The organism is Parafilimonas terrae, from assembly GCF_900115755.1.
GTDB lineage: Bacteria > Bacteroidota > Bacteroidia > Chitinophagales > Chitinophagaceae > Parafilimonas > Parafilimonas terrae.
In genome coordinates, this window is sequence record NZ_FOXQ01000002.1 from 282,906 (window position 1) to 303,734 (window position 20,829).

Consider the following 20,829-nt stretch of genomic DNA (forward strand, 5'->3'; position numbering starts at 1 on the left):
TATTCATCAAATAAATAGATAATGAATAACATGCCCTTGCTTGATATCATTATAATTCTAATTTACCTGGCTGCCATGGTATTGGTGGGTTTTTATTTTTTACGGAAAAATAAAAACGCTGAACAGTTTACAAAAGCATCAGGCAAAATACCGGGATGGGCAATCGGGCTTTCTATTTATGCAACATTTTTAAGCAGCAATACCTTTTTAGGTGTGCCCGGCAAAGCATTTGGCAGCAACTGGAACGCTTTTGTATTCAGCATTTCAATGCCTTTTGCAGCATGGATTGCTTCTAAATATTTTGTGCCTTTTTACAGGAAATCAGGCAATATTTCTGCATACGAACATTTTGAAAAACGCTTTGGCGCATGGGCCAGAACATATACTGTTATTTGTTTTTTACTTACACAACTGGCGCGTATCGGTTCTGTTTTTTTCGGCATTGCTTTAAGCCTGCAGGCATTAACCGGTTACTCCATGTCAACTATAATGATTGTAGTTGGAATATGCATTATTGTTTATACGGTAATGGGTGGCATTGAAGCGGTGATATGGACGGAAGTTGTACAGGCGATCATTAAAACATTGGGCGCTTTACTTATTCTTTACTTGCTGTTAAGAGGAATACCGGGCGGCATTACCACCATGATTGAAATTGGCAAAAACAACCATAAGTTTAGCCTTGGAAGTTTATCGCCCAACTTTACAGAATCTACATTTTGGGTTATACTTTTTTATGGCTTTTTCATTAACCTCAACAACTTTGGAATAGACCAGAATTATGTGCAGCGGTATCATACCGCAACCTCAGCAAAAGAAGCAAAAAGGTCGGTTTGGCTATGCGTGTTTTTATATGTTCCGGCTTCGTTGCTGTTTTTTATTATTGGCACATCGTTGTTTGCTTTTTATCATGTTCATCCCGAACTTATAGAATCGGTGAGGCAGCAGGCAGCCATAGAAAAATTAACAGGGTCAGCTTCAGCACGGGACATAGCCAGCCTTGCAGCCAATTTAAAACCTGATGATTATGGCGATAAAGTATTGCCGCATTTTATGGTAACCCAATTACCTTCCGGCGTTACAGGACTTATAATTTCTGCAATTCTTTCTGCGGCCATGAGCACCATCAGCTCCGGCATGAATGCATCAGCAACTGTGTTTACAGAAGATATTTACAAACGATATTTTCATCGAACGCCTAACGAAAAACAAAAATTACGCACGCTTTATATTTCAACTATTGTTTTTGGATTGATGGGTTTAAGTACCGGTATTGCCATGATTGGCGTAAAAAGTTTGCTGGATATATGGTGGACACTTTCGGGCATTTTTGCCGGTGGTATGTTGGGTTTGTTTTTATTAGGAATAATAAGCAAAAGGGCCACAGGCCACGCAGCATTAACAGCAACCATTATTGGTGTAGTGGTGATTTTATGGATGACATTTTCGGCAAACATTCCTGCCAGGTATGCTTTTCTGAGGAACCCGCTGCATCAGAATATGATAATTGTAATAGGCACGTTAATTATTTTTTTAATGGGGCTGTTGCTGAGTGCAGGGAAAAGAAAAGTAAGCACAACTGTGATAAATGAAAATTAAATAACTGCATGGAGCATTGTTTTATGCATCTGCTTTAAATGATAAATAATTAAAAATATTAGTATGAATAGTGATGAGAAAAAGTTTGTTCCGGTAATGATAACGCCGTTTAATTTAAAAGCAAAAATTGACTTTGATGCTGTTTCAGCATTGATAGATTTTTACCTGGCTGCCGGTGTAAAAGGTTTTTTTGCCAATTGTTTAAGCAGCGAAATGTATAGCATTACCGAAGATGAAAGGCTTGAGCTTACAAAGCATGTTGTTGACTATGTTAATGGCCGCGTACCAATTGTGGCCACAGGCTCTTTTGGTTTAACGTTGAACGACAAAGCAATATTTACAAAGAAAATTTATGATACAGGAATTGATGCAGTAATATTAATTACGGGCCATTATGCCAAAGTGGAAGATAATGATGAAACATTGCTGCGCAATTTTAAAGCCATGCTTCAGTTAACGGGCAATATACCGCTTGGTTTATACGAATGCCCTGCGCCATACAAGCGCATTTTAAGTGCGCCTATTTTTAAAACTTTACTGCAAACAAACCGGTTTGTTTATCATAAAGACACTTCTATTGAAATAGCACAGGTAAAAGCAAAGCTGGATATTTTAAAAGATAACGATACACTTGAATTTTACGATGCACACACGCCAAACGCTATGTATTCTTTACAGATGGGCGCAAAAGGCATGTCTTCTATTTCGGGAAATTTTTATCCGGAAATACTTGTTTGGATGTGTAACAATGCAACTAACCCGGATAAACAGGAAGATGTAAAATGGCTGCAGCAGGAATTAACAAGGGTTGACCCTATCATTCACAATGCATACCCCATGAGCGCAAAATATTTTTTGCAAAAAAGAGGCTTGCCGGTGCGCACCATAAGCAGGGCGGTTGCAGTGCAGTTAACGCCGCAACAAAGAAAAACGCTGGATGAAATTCATGACAGTTTTTTAAGCTGGTGTGAAAGGCTGCAGATAAACCCTGTTCATATTACAGATGCCATACAACATTAATTTAAATGAAAAAGTACTATTTATTACTGTTGTTGCTTACAGGTGCATTTGTTTCAAAAAACTTTGCACAGCAAAATTCAGATGATGCATACACCAAACCGCTGGTGGATGTATTGCACGCAGTGGAACAACGTTTCAATATTTCTATCCGTTATCCTGATAGTTTGGTGAACGGCAAAACGTTAACGTATGCCGACTGGCGTTTCCGTGCAGATATTGATGAAACATTAAATAATATACTCACGCCGCTGGACCTGGTTGCAGCTAAAACAGATCCCGGCAAATACAAGATAAAAGCTTATGAATATTACAGAACGTCTGTAGAAGATGGCAAAGCAAAGCTGGAATATTTATCATCAAAATATCATGATAAACAAAGCTGGGAATTAAGAAAAGATTCTTTGCGTGGCTGCATGTTATCAGCTTTGCAGTTATCGCCCATGCCGCCAAAACCAACAACTGCGCCCATCATCAGCAATAAAAGAAAGCTGGATGGTTACAGTATTGAAAATATTGCTTTTGAAGTGTTGCCCGGCGTGTATATCTGCGGCTCTTTATATCAGCCAATAAATATAAAAGGAAAGATACCGGTGGTGCTTTGCCCTGATGGGCATTTCGGCGGCCATCGCTATCGCCCCGATTGCCAGCGCCGTTGTGCAATGCTGGCAAAGATGGGTTGCATGGCCATCAGTTACGATTTGTTTGCATGGAATGAATCTTTGTTACAATTCAATGAAGCCGATCATCGCCGCCCGCTTGCCATGACGGTGCAGGCATTAAGCAGTATGCGCATCCTGGATTATATGTTGGCATTAAAAAATGCAGATACAAACCGCGTAGCAATAAACGGTGCATCCGGCGGTGGCAGTCAAACTATGTTGATAACCGCATTGGATGACCGCATTAAATTAAGTGCGCCAATAGCTATGTTATCGTGTTATATGTATGGCGGCTGCCCCTGCGAAAGCGGCCAGCCTGTTCATCTTTGCGGTGGCGGAACAGATAATCCTGAACTGGCTGCAATGGCTGCACCACGCCCGCAATTAATTGTTTCAGATGGCGGCGACTGGACAGACCATGTACCCCAGATTGAATTTCCTTACCTGCAAAAAATATATGGTTATTATAATGCAGCAGGCAATGTAGAGAATAATCATTTTGCTGACGAAGGCCATGATTACGGGCCGAACAAACGCCAGGCGATGTATCATTTTATAGCAAAACATTTCAAGCTTGATTCAACAAAACTGCTCGATGCCTCCGGCAATTTTAATGAGCATGGAATAACCATTGAAGATAAAAAAGCATTGTATGTTTTTGGCGATAACGGGGAACGCCTGCCTGCTAATGCTATTCACGGTTATGATAAGCTGGAAATGATATTTAATGAACTGAAAAAGCAATAATGAAATTTTTCGCAATACTATTTTTAGGTTTGATATTAAGTGAAAGTTGCCTCGCACAAACTTCATCGCAGACATATAAAATTGGTTTAATTGATTTGATGTTGCTGAAGCGCCAGAAATTAGGTGCATTGCCGCTTGCCAAAGAACTCGGCGCAGATGGTTTGGAAATTGATATGGGCGGATTAGGCAACCGGCCAACCTTTGATAATAAACTCGTCATTGATTCTATACGTGAACAATACATGCAAACTGCAAAAGAAGCAGGTATAGAATTTTGCTCATTGGGTATGACAGGTTTTTACTCGCAATCATTTTGCAACCGCCCAAACATAGATAATACAATTGCTGATTGCATTAAAACCATGCAGCAAATGCACATTAAAATTGCTTTTTTACCAATGGGCATTCAATGTGATTTGGTGCAGCATCCTGAAGTAAGGGATTCTGTAGTAACAAGATTGAAAAGAGCAGGAGCAATGGCGGAGAAAGCTGGTGTTATCATCGGTATTGAAACATCGCTGGATGCAACTGCCGAAGTGCAATTGCTGAAAGATATTGGATCGCCTGCCATTAAAATATATTTCAATTTTGAAAACCCTTTAAGCAATGGCCGCGATTTGTATAAAGAAATGGAGATATTAGGCCGCGATAATATTTGCCAGATACATTGCACCAACAAAGACAGTGTTTGGCTGCAATACGATAAGCAAATTGATATGCAGAAAATAAAATCCATTCTTGATAAATGGCAATGGAAAGGCTGGCTGGTAATTGAACGTTCGAGGGATGCAACTGATCCGAGAAATGTGAAACGGAATTATGGCGCTAATGTGAAATATGTGAAGAGTGTGTTTCAATAAAATTATTCAAATGTTTTAATCCAACCTTCATTCAATTGTATAAAAACAAACTGCATATCATCTTCATTATTTGCTGCCTGCATTTTTTTATGCAGGCAAATGCACAGCAGACTGAAAAAATTTATCTCTCCGGCACAGGCAATGATGACACAAAAACCTGGGAGTTTTATTGCACCGGCGGCATGAACGCCAACAAGTGGACAACAATCAATGTGCCTTCCTGCTGGGAACTGCAGGGCTTTGGAAAATATGATTATGGCTTTGCCAAAGATAGCGTTCGCGGAAAAGAAAAAGGTTTATATAAATACCGCTTTAATATCCCTTCATCTTATAAAGGCAAAAAAATAAATATTGTTTTTGAAGGCGTGATGACGGATGCAGATGTAAAGATCAACGGCAAACCTGCAGGCGCTATTCACCAGGGCGCTTTTTATGCATTTAAATATGATATAACCAGGCTTCTGAAATATGGAAAAGAAAACCTGCTGGAAGTAACGGTTTCCAAACAATCATCTAACACATCTGTGAATGCAGCCGAACGCGAAGGCGACTTCTGGATATTCGGAGGCATTTTCCGGCCTGTATGGCTTGAAGTGTTGCCGCAAGATCATATTGAGCATGTTGCCATTGATGCAAAAGCCGATGGCATGTTTAATGCGCAGCTTGCAGTAAAAGGAATTGATAAAATATCCGTTCAGTTATTCGATGCAAGTGGCGAAAAATTTGGTGATGCTGTTTCTGTTGTTGCAAACGATTCATTCGTCAATGTCAAAACACAATTCAATCAGCCTTTATTATGGACGAGTGAAACGCCTCATCTTTATAAAGCTGTATTCACCGCTTATAAAGATGATAAGCCGGTGCATATTGTGGAACAAAAATTTGGTTTCAGAACTGTTGAAGTAAAGTACAGGGATGGCATTTATGTGAATGGCGTTAAGGTAAAAATGAAAGGCGTTAACAGGCATTCTTTCCGGCCTGAAAGCGGCAGAACAATGAGTAAGCAAAACAGCATAGAAGATGTGTTGCTGATGAAAGATATGAACATGAATGCGGTGCGAATGAGCCATTATCCGCCCGACGATCATTTTCTTGATGTATGCGATTCGCTTGGCTTATTTGTGATGGATGAATTAACGGGCTGGCATCATTTTTATGATACGCCAACCGGCACAAAGCTGTTGAAGGAAATGACAGAGCATGATGTGAACCATCCTTCAATCATTATCTGGTCTAATGGAAATGAAGGCGGGCATAATACAAATTTGGATAGTTTGTTTACAATTTTTGATATACAGCGCCGGCCTGTAATACATCCCTGGCAATTGTTTGGTGGGTTTGATACACAGCATTACCGTGAATATAATTATGGCATTGGCAATTATGAAAATGGCAATGATATTATAATGCCTACAGAATTTTTGCATGGCCAGTTTGATGGCGGCCACGGCGCAGGCCTGGAAGATTATTGGGAAGAGATGTGGCACAACCCGCTGAGCGCAGGCGGTTTTTTGTGGGACTTTGCAGATAATGCAGTTGTTCGTAAAGACCTGCATGACTCGCTCGATACAGATAAGGATAGGGCCGCCGATGGCATCCTTGGCCCGCACCATGAAAAAGAAGGAAGCTATTATACCATCAAAGAAGTATGGAGCCCTGTTTATTTTGAGCGAAGGATTATAACACCTGCTTTCGATGGCAATTTTAATATTGAGAACCGTTATCATTTCACCAATATCAATCAATGCAGTTTTAGCTGGGCACTGAAAAACTTTGATACAACAATATCGAAAGAACAAACAGGCACGGCGATATCACCTGACATAAAGCCAAATGAAAAAGGCGTATTACATATACAACTTCCGCAGGATTGGAATAAATATGATGTATTGTATGTTACGGCTAAAGATGCTTTTCAGCGTGAAATATTTACATGGAGTTTTCCCATCAGTACTCCTGGAACAATTGCGGCAAGACTGGTGACTACAGAAAGCAATGATAGCATACAGGTAACTGAACAGGATTCAGTATTGCAGGTAAAAATAAAAGACATAACCATTGCCTTTAACAGCAATAACGGTTTATTATTATCTGTTGAAAATGCTAAGGGTAAGCTGCCTTTAAACAATGGCCCGGTAGTGCAACAAGGTGTAAATGATTTTAAAGGATTTAAACATTATTTCGACGGAAAAAAATTAGTATTTGAATCAATATTTGACCGGAAAGAAAGTTATAACACATTGAAGTGGACCGTTTATCCTTCGGGCTGGATAAAGATGGAAGTAAACTATTTCCCGTTGGAATACTTCACTGATTTTGATGGCGTTAATTTTTCATTTCCTGAAAACGAAATCAAGTCGGTTAAATATATGGGTGATGGTCCATACCGCGTTTGGAAAAACAGGATGAAAGGAACCCGGTTTGATGTATGGAACAAAGCATATAATAATACAGAAACAGGAGAATGGCCCTGGGTTTATCCTGAGTTTAAAGGTTATTATGCCAACTTTTATGAAGGCCATTTCTTTACAAAAAGCAACAACAGTTTTATTGTGGCTGCTGAAACAGAAAACCTTTTCCTGCGCTTGTTTACGCCGGCATGGAAAACAGATCAATGGCATAATTATGAGCCGATATTCCCTTCAGGCGATATATCTTTTATGAATGCCATCAGCAGCATTGGCACTAAAACGCAGCGCAACGTAACTACGGGGCCAATGGGTGAAAAAAATATTTTTTATGATTATGAGAAAGACCCTTCAAGGGCGTTGCACCTTTCTCTTTATTTTAATTTTTCAGCTGAATAATAACGAAGCTGGCTGATGAATACAATAACCATAAGCAATATTTGAAGGGTTGAATATTTTTGTAAACGGCAGGGCAGTATTTTTGCCTGCACTCCTTTGCAGTAAAATCATCCATCATTACAGTAAATAGAGTTATTTTTTAAGGCAGTATGCGGTTCTACATTTGAACAGGTAACAAAGGAGCTTGCATAATGAAATATACGATTGCCTGCCTTTTTCTTTTATTGTTTGCCACTATTGTGCAGGCAGGTAATATTTATGTAAGTATAAATGGTGCGGATAATAATGCCGGCACAAAAGAAAAGCCATTGGCCACTGTTGCAATGGCGTTGCGCATGGCAAGGGAATGGCGGCGGTTAAATAATCCATCCTCCGCAAATGGAATACATATAATTGTTAGTGGCGGCATATATTATTTTGATGAATCATTATTCATTCGCCCGGAAGATAGCGGTACAAACAATAGTCCGACCTATATTGAAGCGGCAGGTAATGAACATCCAATATTCAGCGGAGGCATACAAATAAAAGGCTGGCATCTTTTAAATAAAAATGTTGAAGGTTTGCCTGTTGATGCCAAGGGAAAAATCTGGGTAGCTGATGTGCCTTTTGTCCAGGGAAAGTTATTTGAGTTCAGGCAGCTTTGGATAAATGATGCTAAAGCCATTCGTGCAAAAGATACAAAGGGCGATGGCATGAACAGAATTTTAAACTGGAATAAAGAAGATGCATCGTGCTGGATACCCACACCAAAATTCACCAACATTCAAAATGAAAATGGTATTGAGTTTTTCATCCAGCAATGGTGGGAGATTGCCGTACTGCGAATAAAAAAAATAGAAGTGCATGGCGACAGTACAAAACTTTTTTTCCATCAACCTGAAAGCCGCATTCAAAATGAGCATCCGTGGCCTGCGCCCTGGATGTCACATGAAACAGGCAATTCGCCTTTTTACTTAACCAATGCAATACAGTTTTTAGATGAGCCCGGCGAATGGTATCTTGATGTACAACATCAGCAATTATATTACTGGCCGCGCAGTAATGAAGACCTTTCAACTGCACATATTACCGCTCCTTTTTTAGAAACGCTTGTGCAAATACAAGGCACCGTTGATAATCCTGTTCAAAATATTTATTTCAATGGAATTTCTTTTGAACATACCGGCTGGCTGCGCCCTTCGCAACAAGGCCACGTGCCGCATCAGGCGGGTATGTATATGACCGATGCTTATCAATTAAACCCTGCAGGCACTAAAGAAAAACCAACACTTGATAACCAGGCGTGGATTGGCAGGCCTGCCGCTGCTGTTCAAATAAACTATGCTGATAACACGGGCTTTGAAAATTGCAGGTTTGAACACCTTGCATCAACGGGTTTGGATTATAATAAAGGTGTTCATAACAATACAGTCAATGGAAATCTTTTTAAAGATATTGGCGGCAGCGGCATGCTTGCCGGTGTATTTGCAGATGATGGGATGGAAATTCATTTGCCCTATAACCCTAAAGATGAGCGTGAAGTTTGTGATGGTATGCATATAAGCAATAATCTTATAACTGATGTTACCAACGAAGACTGGGGCTGCGTTGGCATTGGTTTGGGATACACAAGAAACTCAGTCGTTGAACATAACGAAATAGTGAATGTGGGTTATACCGGCATCAGCATGGGATGGGGCTGGAGCGCTGCGCCAAATGCAATGAAGAATAATAAGATCACCGCCAATAAAATTCATCATTACGGCAAACATAATTATGATTGCGCCGGCATTTACACTTTAAGCGCACAACAAAATTCATTTATTGAAGACAATTATATTGACAGCATTTTTAAAGCGCCGTATGCGCATCTTCCTTCGCACTGGTTTTATTTATATACCGATGAAGGTTCGTCTTACATCACCATAAAAAACAACCGGACGCCATCAATAAAATATTTGCAAAATAATAATGGCCCTGGCAATATATGGAGCAATAATGGCCCGCAGGTAAATGATTCAGTAAAACAAAACAGCGGTATTAAACCGGCTTATCAATGGCTGTTAAAAGAAAGAACAGCAAACGCTGTTCATCAGCCCATCAATCAGCAACACAAAGAAGTGATTGAGGTTGTAACCAAACAAAACGAACAATTAGATGTAAATAAATTAGAACAACTGCTTGCTGAAAATAATATCGGCAGGAATACGGTTTATCAATGGCAAAATCATTACGTAGCATTTGATTATATGCAAGATATTGGCGCTGTGCAATCGAAGCTGCGCAACGCTTTTCCCGGCGCAACAGTAAAGCCTTATTTCAATATGTATTATCAGTTCAGCAAACAAAAATATTGCGCTGATACAAGCGTTGCAAAAGCATGGGACAACATTCTTCTCACGGCAAATCTTGTTGACGATAAAAAAATGCAACAGGAATATTTGGATTATCACGCAACACAATTTGAAAAATGGCCTGATGTGGCAAAAGGTTTTTGCAATGCCGGTTTTCAGCAACTGCTTTGTTTTAAAAACGGCAGGCAACTGATATTGATTATAAGCATTCCAAAAGGTGAAAGCCTTGATAAGTTGAACCCAAAAACAGTGGAAAATAATCCGGAGATGGTTGAGTGGAATAAATTAATGAGTAAATACCAGCAAGGCATTGAAGGCACAAAACCGGGTGAAGTATGGGCGTTTTTAAAACAACTGGAAAACAATTAAGAATTCATGTTAAATATTGGAATATTAGGTTTAGGCGAAGGGCGCAGCACAATATCTGCTGCACTGCAAAGCAGTAAATGGAACTTAAAAACCATTTGCGACCGCAATGAAGCGCTGTGTAAACAACGCGCTGAAGCATTCAACTTTCATCATTACACAACCAATTATGATGATATGCTGAATGATGAAAGCATTGATGCCATTGCCATTTACACGCCGGACCATTTGCATGCGCAACACGTTAAACAAGCCTTGCTGCATAATAAACATGTTATCTGCACCAAACCTTTTATTGATGACCTGAAAGATGCCAGTGAATTATTACAACTGCAGCAACAAACCAATAAGAAAGTTTTTGTAGGACAAAGCTCAAGGTTTTTTGAACCGGCCAAACGCCAGCGTAAAGATTTTGAAGCCGGAGAAATTGGTGAATTAATAACCATTGAAAGCCATTATAATGCAGATCACCGCTGGTTTTTAGAAAAACCCTGGGCATTGGAGAAATCATTCAAGTGGCTGTATGGCGGCTTAAGCCATCCTGTGGATTTTATACGATGGTATTTGCCCAACATTCAGGAAGTGATGGGTTATGGCATGATAAGCGCCAACGGCAAAGCAGCGGGCCTGAAGCATGAAGATGTTATGCACTTTATTTTTAAAGCAGATGATGGCCGCATAGCACGGGTAAGCGGCAGTTATACAGGCCCCATTCAACCGGCGCAAAGAGATAGCGGTATGACCTGCATTCTTCGTGGCACAGAAGGCGCCAGCCAGACCGACTATCATGAACTGCGTTATGCCATTACTGATAAAACGGGTGAAGAAAAAATTGTTACATGGGGCGATGCAACGCTTAAATATTATTTCCGTTTTGAAGGCCAGAGCCATCATGCAGGCGAGTATCAAAACTATCTTGAATATTTCGCAGATTCTATTGAACAAAACTTCTCTGCATACCCCGATATGCGTGAAGGCATCATCACCATTGCAGTATTAAAGGGAATGGATAAAAGTTTGCAAACCGGGAAGCCAATAATAATAAAAGAAATTCTTGAACAATATAATCTCGGCGGGCTCATAGCTCACAGCTACTAACCATGAATAATATCTTATCCAAACTCCAGCCATTAGACTACGCTATTGTAGCAGCTTACCTTTTGGTATTGCTCTTCATTGGCTACAGGGCAAGCTTTGGTAAGAAGAAACAGGAAGAAACATTATTTCTGGCAGGCCGTTCACTCAACTGGTACAGCATCGGGTTTAATATGTGGGGCACCAATGTTGGCCCTTCTATGTTGCTTGCATTTGCAAGTATTGGTTATACAACAGGTATTGTGGCCGGCAATTTTGAATGGTATGCATTCGTGTTCTTATTCTTAATGGCGATGGTGTTTGCACCGCGTTACCTTGCTAAAAAAGTCACTACCATGCCGGAGTTCATGGGCAACCGTTATGGCGATAGCACAAGAACAATTCTTGTGTGGTATGCACTCATCAAAATACTTATCTCATGGCTTTCGTTGGGTTTGTTTGCCGGAGGTTTTTTAGTAAGGCAAATTCTTGGAATACCCATGTGGCAATCTGTTACGGCATTGGTTGCATTCGCAGGTTTGTTTGCTTTTGCCGGTGGCTTAAAAGCCATTGCAAGGGTAAATGTTTTTCAGATGATACTGCTCATCGCTGTATCATTCATGCTGGCTATAATTGGCGTACATAAAGTTGGCGGCATTGATGCATTGTTTAGTAAAGCGCCGCAACATTACTGGAACCTTGTTCATGCGGCTGATGATAAAAACTATCCATGGCCGGCTATCTTGTTGGGCTATCCTGTTGCGGCAGTTGCCTTCTTTTGTACCGACCAGGCAATGGTGCAATCTGTGCTTGGCGCACGTAACCTGGAACAAGGACAGTTAGGGTTAAATTTTATTGGCTGGTTAAAAATATTATCCTTGCCCTTGTTCATTGTCCCGGGTATTGTTTGTTATGAATTATTCCCTAACCTCAGCGATCCCAATGAAGCCTATATGACACTTGTTACAAATCTTTTCCCGGCAGGCTTAAACGGATTGGTCATTGTTGTTTTAATTGCGGTGCTGGTAGGCAGCATTGGTTCATCGCTCAACGCATTAAGCACCGTTTTTACAACAGACATTTATGTAAAAAAAATAAACCCGGCAGCATCCACGCAGCAAATTATAAAAGTTGGCCGCATCACTATTATTGCAGGTTGCCTGTTCGCTATTCTCATGGCAGTTGCCATCGACAGTATTAAGGGCCTCAATTTATTCGATGTTTTCCAGGCCGTGCTTGGCTTCATCGCGCCACCATTATCCGTTGTATTTTTACTTGCCGTTTTCTGGAAACGCACCACGAAAACAGCCATCAATTTCACGCTCTCTATTGGTTCGGCCATCAGCCTCAGCACCGGCATCATTTACCTTTGGGTCTTTCCTGCAAAAACATACAATATCTGGCCGCATTATCTTTTATTATCGTTTTATATTTTTTTATTGCTGTTCATTATTGCCGTTATTATCTCGTTAGCACAACATAAAAAAGCAACAACATATATCGATACATCCATCTTGCCCAAACCCACAAAACGTGTTTGGATAGCATGGGCTTCATTAACTATAATCATGATTTTTTTATACATCTATTTCAACGGATTTTAAACATGCGCCAATTAAAGAATCATCATTTTTATGTTACCGGCAGCCGTACTTCGTGGCATCTTCGTTGTGTCACTCCCTTGTACCGCATTTTTTTATGGCATCAAAAAACCAGCTTTACCATTCTATTCATCTTATGTATCAGCATGTCATCATTTGCTCAGCAGGCAACATGGATATGGTATCCCGGCGATTATGAAATATGGCTCAGCAATAAAATGCAGAACCGGCGCACAGAACGCGGTACTTTCTTTCCGGTGTTCTGGAAAATGGACAACCATTATGTACTGATGGATTTTTATAAAACATTTACGTTACAACAACCTAAAGAAGTAAACATTTATGCCGAAGGTACTTATAATGTAAAGCTGGATGGCAAAGCATTTGAAGGCATGCCATCAGTTATAACCGTTCCTGCAGGTACGCATAAAATCAATATAAAAGTATTTTCACAGGCAACTGTCCCGGCCATATTTGTTCAGGGTAAAACCATTGTTTCCGATTCAGGCTGGCTGCTCACTTTTGAAGACAAAGAATGGATTGATGAAACCGGTAAAACATCAGACATCTCTGCAACGCAATGGGTAAACGCAGATTATGGCAGCTTTAATAATCCCTTATCGCCACCATCAAAATTCAGTTTACCAACGCAGCCACAGGCGCCTGTTTCAATAATTAAAAACGGCAACACATCATTAATAGATTTTGGTAAAGAAACTTTTGGCTTTCTGCAGCTGCATGGCATAAAAGGCAAAGGCAACATCAATATTATTTATGGTGAAAGCAAGGAAGAAGCTAATAGTGATGATCATGCTGAAACGCTTGACAGGATTCAGTTTAATTCAACCGTAAATACAGATTCAACCCTGCCCTTATCAAAAGCATTTCGTTATGTAAAGGTTGAAACAACATCTGGCATTACTGTTGATTCTGTATCAATGTTGTATGAATATGCAGATGTAAAAGATAAAGGCAGCTTTGCCTGTTCAGATACACTTATCAATAAAATTTATGATGTTTCAAAATACACATTGCACCTTGCAACAAGGGAGTTTTTTATTGATGGTATTAAACGCGACCGGTGGGTTTGGAGCGGCGATGCTTATCAAAGCTACCTCATGAATTATTATTTGATGAATGATGATGAAACCGTTAAACGCACCATTTATGCACTGCGGGGAAAAGACCCTGTAACCGCACACATCAACACCATTATGGATTATACCTTTTACTGGTTTTTGAGCGTGTATGACTATTATATGTATTCGGGCGACAGTGCATTCATCAAACAAAATTACCCGCGCATGCAAACGCTGATGGACTACTGTTTATCACGCCGTAACAAAGATGGCCTGATGGAAGGTTTGCCCGGCGACTGGGTTTTTATTGATTGGGCAGCCGGTTTAAGCAAACAGGGCGAAGTAAGTTTTGAACAAATGCTTTTTTGCAGAAGCCTTGAGACAATGGCGCTTTGCGCAACCATTAATAATGATGCAACGAATGCAAATAAATACAAACAACTGGCTGCCGATATAAAACAAAAACTTTTTTCTTACTATTGGAATGAACAAAAGAAAGCATTGGTGCATAGCCGCGTTAATGGTGTGGCATCAAACAATGTAACTCGCTATGCAAATATGTTTGGCATCTTCTTTAATTATTTTACGCCGGCACAAAAACAGGAAATAAAAACATCTGTTTTATTAAACGACAGCGTGCAGAAAATAACAACGCCATACATGCGCTTTTATGAACTGGAAGCCTTATGCGCATTGGGCGAACAACAACATGTATTGCAGCAAATGAAAGATTACTGGGGCGGCATGTTGCAACTTGGCGCTACATCTTTCTGGGAAGAATATGACCCTTCCAAAAAAGGCGCAGAACATTATGCAATGTACGGAAGGCCGTTTGGTAAAAGCCTTTGCCATGCGTGGGGTGCAAGCCCGATTTATTTATTGGGGAAATATTATCTCGGTGTATCGCCAACATCATCTGGTTACGCTACTTACAAAATTGAACCATCTTTAGGCGGCTTGCAATGGATGGAAGGAACGGTGCCAACGCCGCATGGCAATATTGCATTGCGTTGCGATACAAAACAAATAAAGATCAGGTCAACTGAAGGTGAAGGAACATTGCGTATAAAAAGTAAAACAATACCTAAAGGGAATAATATATCAGTAAAAAATATTGATGATAATATATATGAGATATCTATAAAACCGGGGATTGATTATATAATAAACTATAAAGGATTGTAAATATGAAAGGATGGTTATGTTGTTTATTAATATTTACAAATACGGTTGTATTTGCACAAAAAGATTTGGTAAACACCGGTAACAGTAAATACGCAAAACTTTCCGGTATGCCAATGGACGCTGTTCATTTTACAAATGGTTTTTGGAAAGAACGTTTTGATGTTTGCAAAGATTCTATGCTGCCGCATTTGTGGGATGTTTATACAAATAAAAATATCAGCCATTCATTTGAGAATTTTAAAATAGCTGCCGGCATTGATACAGGCAGTTTTTCCGGTCCTTCTTTTCATGATGGGGATTTTTATAAAACGCTTGAAGCCGTGGCAGCGATGTATGCTGTTACAAAAGATAAAAGGCTCGATACCATGATGGATAACGCGATTGCCGTAATTGGAAAGGCGCAGAGAAAAGATGGATATATCTACACTAAAAATATCATTGAACAGCATACAGCCGGCGATACGAAAATGTTTGATGATAAGCTCAGTTTTGAAGCATACAACTTTGGCCATTTAATGACGGCAGCCTGCGTGCATTATCGCGCCACCAATAAAACATCTTTATTAAACATTGCAAAAAAAGCAGCAGATTTTCTTACCCGGTTTTATGATAAAGCCACGCCGGAGCAGGCACGCAATGCTATTTGCCCTTCGCATTATATGGGTTTAATTGAGTTGTTCAGAACCACCAGTGATGAAAAATATTTAAAGCTTGCGCAACGGTTAATTGATGTGCGTGGAACCGTTCCTGGAACAGACGATAATTCAGACCGCGAACCGTTCAGAAATATGGATCATGTGGCCGGCCATGCGGTTAGGGCCAACTATTTGTTTGCGGGCGCCGCCGATGTATATGCTGAAGATGGCGATAATACTTTATTAAAAACATTGGACACTTTATGGGATAATGTCATCAATCACAAAATGTATATTACCGGTGGCTGCGGCGCTTTATACGATGGCGTTTCGGTGAACGGAACATCTTATAATCCTGATACAGTGCAGCGTGTTCATCAATCGTATGGCATGAATTACCAGCTTCCCAACTTAACAGCGCACAATGAAACCTGCGCCAATATTGGCAATCTTTTATGGAATTACCGCATGTTGGATATAACCGCTGATGCAAAGTATGCAGACATTATTGAGCTTGAATTGTATAATGCTATTTTAAGCGGTGTAAGTTTAAGCGGCACAAAATATTTTTATACAAACCCTTTGGCTTCATCAGCAAAGTTTCCATACCAGCTAAGATGGGAAGGTGAAAGGCAAGGTTATATTGCCCTGTCAAATTGTTGCCCGCCCAATGCCTTTCGCACCATCGCAGAAGCAGGTAATTATATGTATGGCTTATCTGATTCAGGTTTGTATGTGCATTTATACAGCAGCAATACTTTATCTGCGAAACTGAAAGATGGCTCGCCTGTGCAGTTGGAACAGCAAACAGGCTATCCATGGAATGGCAATGTTTCCATAATGCTGAAACAGGCTCCTGCAAAGAGTTTCAGCATATACCTGCGTATTCCCGGCTGGTGTAAAAAAGCAACGATTAAAGTAAATAATGAAACAGTGTATGATAATTTGAAAGGAGGTTTTTATCAACCTGTAAGCCGTAAATGGAGAGAAGGCGATAAAATTGAATTAATAATGGATATGCCTGTTCAGTTGTTGGAAGCCAACCCATTGGTGGAAGCAACACGCAACCAGGTGGCTGTAAAATGCGGGCCGGTGGTATATTGTTTGGAAGCAGCTGATCTGAAAGATGTGAATGTGTTTGATGTAGCCATTCCTGCAAATATTCAGTTTACAGCGCAACAACAAACAATTGATAACAGCAATATGCTTACTTTAAAAGGCCAGGCGCAATTAATACAACATGGCAACTGGAATGATGCTCTATATAATGAAATCAGCAATGAAACAAAACCGGTGAACCTTACCTTAATCCCATATTATGCATGGGCTAACAGAGGTCGTGGTGATATGACGGTGTGGATGCCGCTGATAAGATGATGTATGGAGTTCTTCTATTGCAAGCCTGAGACCTGGCGCATAAAGCCCGCGAGGCCCGGAGACTTCGCAAAGCAGCAGCAGCCTGGATAATGATGCCATAGCTGCTATGAAAAATTATAGTACAAGTGTTGCGACGCAACCGTGATGCCACAAGGATATTGGCTGATAACATAAAAATAAAATGATTCGTGAAACGAATAACCACAATTATATTAGTACTTATATATTCAGCAGTGCAGGCGCAACTGGTTGATAAAACACCTGCGGCCATTCCTGTTGTTCCATCGGTTTATAACCGCGAACCTTTTGAAGACCCGCTGGTAAGTGGTATTAACCGGGATGCATCAAGGGCAACGGCATATTCATTTGAAAATATTGATGATGCTTTCACCTGCAACCGCGACAGTTCATCGCGTTATATAAGCTTGAATGGCGAATGGAATTTTTCATTTGCATTAAAGCCTGATGAAGCGCCAAAAGATTTTTATGAAAAAAAGGTGCAGGGCTGGAAGAAAATTATGGTGCCATCCAACTGGGAAATGAAGGGTTATGATAAGCCGATCTATAAAAGTGCGGTGTATCCTTTCAGGCCCGTGGACCCGCCAAATGTGCCAAAAGATTATAATGGTGTTGGCTGTTACCAGCGCACATTTGTATTGCCATCTGCATGGAAGAATATGAATGTGACTTTGCATTTTGGTGGTGTAAGTTCTGCTTATAAAGTATGGGTGAATGGAAAGTTTGCGGGCTATGCAGAAGATAGTTTTCTGCCTTCTGAGTTTAACATAACGCCGTATTTGCAGGATGGTGAGAATATTATTTCTGTGTGGGTGATAAGATGGAGCGATGGCAGTTTCCTGGAAGACCAGGATCAATGGCGGCTGAGCGGCATTCATCGTGAAGTTTACCTGATGGCAGAACCCAGGCTGCGTATTGCTGATTTTTTTTATCAAACAAAACCTGATGCAGATTATAAAGATTGGTTATTGAGTATTCGTCCGCGTATTGATAATTATACAGGCAAAGCGGCTGATGGTTATTATTTAAAAGTGCAGTTATTTGATAATAAAAAGCAGGCTGTTTTATTAAAACCACTGTCTATTTCGGTGGATTCTGTTGTAAATGAAATTTATCCGCGTCTTGATAATGTAAAGTTTGGTTTATTAGAAACAAAGATTGCTGATCCAAAAAAATGGAGCACGGAAGAACCCAATTTATATACGCTGATATTGAGTTTGGAAGATACGCTTGGTAACATTTTAGAAGTAAAATCATGCAGGCTTGGTTTTCGTTCCATTGAATTTTCAAAAGAAAACAGCAAGCTGTTGATTAATGGAAAACTTACCTATTTATATGGCGTAAACCATCCGGACCATTCGCCTGTAAATGGCAAGGCATTAAGCCGCGAAGAGATGTTGAATGATATACGAACGATAAAGCAATTCAATTTTAATTGCATCCGCTTCAGCCATTATCCACCCGATCCGTACATGCTTGATCTATGTGATGAATTTGGTATTATGGCAATAGACGAAGCCAATCTTGAAACACATGGTTTAGGTGGAAAGCTGAGTAATGACCCGCAATGGGCGGGCGCTTATATGGAGCGCATTACACGCATGGTTTACCGCGATAAAAATCATCCTTCTATTATCTTTTGGAGTTTGGGTAATGAGGCAGGCCGCGGGCCTAACCACGCGGCGATGGCCGGCTGGATTCATGATTTTGATATAACAAGGCCGGTGCATTATGAACCGGCGATGGGCAGCCCGAAAGAACCCGGTTATATTGATCCTTCGGATCCGCGTTATCCAAAATCCAATGATCATTCACACCGTTTGCAGAACCCTTTGGATCAGTATTATGTTGATGTGGTAAGCCGCATGTATCCGGCGTTATATACAGCGCCGTTATTAATAAATCAAAATAATGGAGATAAGCGGCCTATATTTTTTTGCGAGTATGCGCATGCCATGGGCAACAGTGCAGGCAACATAAAAGATTTTTGGGAACAGTGGCGAAGTTTACCGAGAGTGATTGGAGGTTGTATATGGGAATATAAAGACCAGGCTTTGATAAAGAAAGATAGCACGGGCAATGCATATTATGCTTATGGCGGTGATTTTGGTGAGCAATATTATGACGATTTTACAATAAAGGGTATCGTTGCTGCAGATGGCAGGCCTAAATCGCCGATGTATGAATGTAAAAGGGTTTTCCAGGGAATTGATGCTGCATGGAAAGACAGTACAAAAGGACTGATTCATTTGATGAATCGTTATGCTGTTATGAATACGAATGAACTGGCGCCAAAGATTGTTATAAAGAAAGATGGTGCTGTAATTGTTGATAAAGAAATTCCACGCATTGATTTGGCAGCAGGTGATGATACTGTTATTGATGTGAGCGGTTATATTCCCTCCATAGATGAAGGCAGTGAATATTTTGTGGAGTTACATTTTATGTTGGCTGAAAATAAACCCTGGGCAGAAAAAGGCTTTAATGTTGCTGATATGCAGTTGCAATTAAACCAACCCAAATATATTATACATAAAGCTTCTGCATCAAATATCAAATTGAATGAAAATGATAGCACTTATGTAATAAACGGAAAAAACTTCTCTGCCCGGTTCAATAAAAATAATGGCGCTTTATCATCATACATCGTTAATGGTGAACAGCAAATAGTTCAACCTTTATTACCGCATTTTACAAGGCCACTGACTGATAATGATAAACGTGGATGGAAGCCTCAAAAATTGTTGCATCAATGGTATGAAGCAAAACCTGTTTTAAAAAGCATGCAGTCAGACCATATAGCAAGCAACCGGATAAAAATTACGACCTTATATACGATTATAAAAGATTCCGCTGAAGTAAAGATTATTTATACAATTGCCGGCAATGGCGTAATCAAAGTTGATTATAGTTTGATGGCCGATACATCTTTACCGAACATTCCAAAAGTGGGCATGCAATGCGGTATTAATAACAATGATTCTTTGATACAATGGTATGGCCGTGGCCTATATGAAAATTATATTGATAAGAATTACGGCTTTGATGCTGCTATTTATCAATTGCCTTTATCAGAATTTGATGAGCCTTATGTGGTGCCACAGGAAAATGGCAACAGAACAGATGTGCGCTGGATGTGCATGCGTAACACATCATCCAAACAAGGTTTATTGATTGTTGCTGATAGTTTATTAAGCATGAGCGCATGGCCTTATACAGAAGAAAATATAAACAATGCGAAACATACCATTGATTTAAAAAACCAGGGCTTTATTACGCTGAATATTGACCTTATTCAGATGGGCGTTGGCGGCAATGATAGCTGGAGCCCGGTTGCTGCGCCGCTGGAACAATACCAGGTAAGAGCAAAGGATTATAAATATAGATTTTATATATCGCCCTATAACCCGGAAAAAATAAAAAATCGTGTAAGCATTATTAGATTTTGATTCTTTGAAAAAGGGCA

Annotated in this window: 11 protein-coding genes; all 11 read left to right on the forward strand. The window is 40.1% G+C overall.

The features are described from left to right. Positions 1-21 precede the first annotated feature (21 nt). The 11 genes from BM015_RS05935 (at position 22) to BM015_RS05985 (ending at position 20,812) form a co-directional block, all read left to right on the forward strand. Positions 22-1,599 carry a sodium:solute symporter family protein gene (locus tag BM015_RS05935; RefSeq protein ID WP_090655901.1) on the forward strand — a complete coding sequence of 526 codons (1,578 nt, stop codon included), beginning with the start codon at positions 22-24 and terminating at the stop codon, positions 1,597-1,599. A 63-nt stretch (positions 1,600-1,662) separates the two neighbouring features. Next, entirely contained in the window at positions 1,663-2,619 is a 957-nt protein-coding gene (locus BM015_RS05940; protein WP_090655904.1) for a dihydrodipicolinate synthase family protein, read from the forward strand. Positions 2,620-2,624: 5 nt separating this feature from the next. Beyond that, complete coding sequence (locus BM015_RS05945; protein WP_090655906.1) at positions 2,625-4,025, forward strand: DUF4974 domain-containing protein; 1,401 nt, start codon at positions 2,625-2,627, stop codon at positions 4,023-4,025. Beyond that, a complete protein-coding gene (locus BM015_RS05950) occupies positions 4,025-4,885 on the forward strand; it encodes a sugar phosphate isomerase/epimerase family protein (protein WP_090655909.1) in 861 nt (286 codons plus the stop codon). The genes BM015_RS05945 and BM015_RS05950 overlap by 1 nt, the downstream gene beginning before the upstream one ends. Before the next feature lie 35 nt (positions 4,886-4,920). Then, complete coding sequence (locus BM015_RS05955; RefSeq protein WP_245751253.1) at positions 4,921-7,692, forward strand: glycoside hydrolase family 2 protein; 2,772 nt, start codon at positions 4,921-4,923, stop codon at positions 7,690-7,692. A 191-nt stretch (positions 7,693-7,883) separates the two neighbouring features. Continuing rightward, positions 7,884-10,397, forward strand: a complete 2,514-nt coding sequence (locus BM015_RS05960) for an L-rhamnose mutarotase (RefSeq protein WP_090655915.1) — start codon at positions 7,884-7,886, stop codon at positions 10,395-10,397. Between the two features lie 6 nt (positions 10,398-10,403). Beyond that, on the forward strand, positions 10,404-11,492 hold the full coding sequence (locus BM015_RS05965) for a Gfo/Idh/MocA family protein (protein ID WP_090655918.1): 1,089 nt from the start codon (positions 10,404-10,406) through the stop codon (positions 11,490-11,492). A gap of 2 nt (positions 11,493-11,494) precedes the next feature. Next, a complete protein-coding gene (locus BM015_RS05970) occupies positions 11,495-13,072 on the forward strand; it encodes a sodium:solute symporter family transporter (protein WP_090655921.1) in 1,578 nt (525 codons plus the stop codon). 143 nt (positions 13,073-13,215) lie between these two features. After that, positions 13,216-15,333, forward strand: coding sequence for an alpha-L-rhamnosidase-related protein (locus BM015_RS05975; RefSeq protein ID WP_090655924.1), 2,118 nt, complete (start codon positions 13,216-13,218; stop codon positions 15,331-15,333). A 2-nt stretch (positions 15,334-15,335) separates the two neighbouring features. Beyond that, the gene (locus tag BM015_RS05980) at positions 15,336-17,345 is read left to right on the forward strand and encodes an aceric acid hydrolase (protein WP_090655927.1); all 2,010 of its coding nucleotides are present in this window, start codon (positions 15,336-15,338) and stop codon (positions 17,343-17,345) included. A gap of 188 nt (positions 17,346-17,533) precedes the next feature. Continuing rightward, positions 17,534-20,812, forward strand: coding sequence for a glycoside hydrolase family 2 TIM barrel-domain containing protein (locus BM015_RS05985; protein WP_090655930.1), 3,279 nt, complete (start codon positions 17,534-17,536; stop codon positions 20,810-20,812). Positions 20,813-20,829 lie beyond the last annotated feature (17 nt).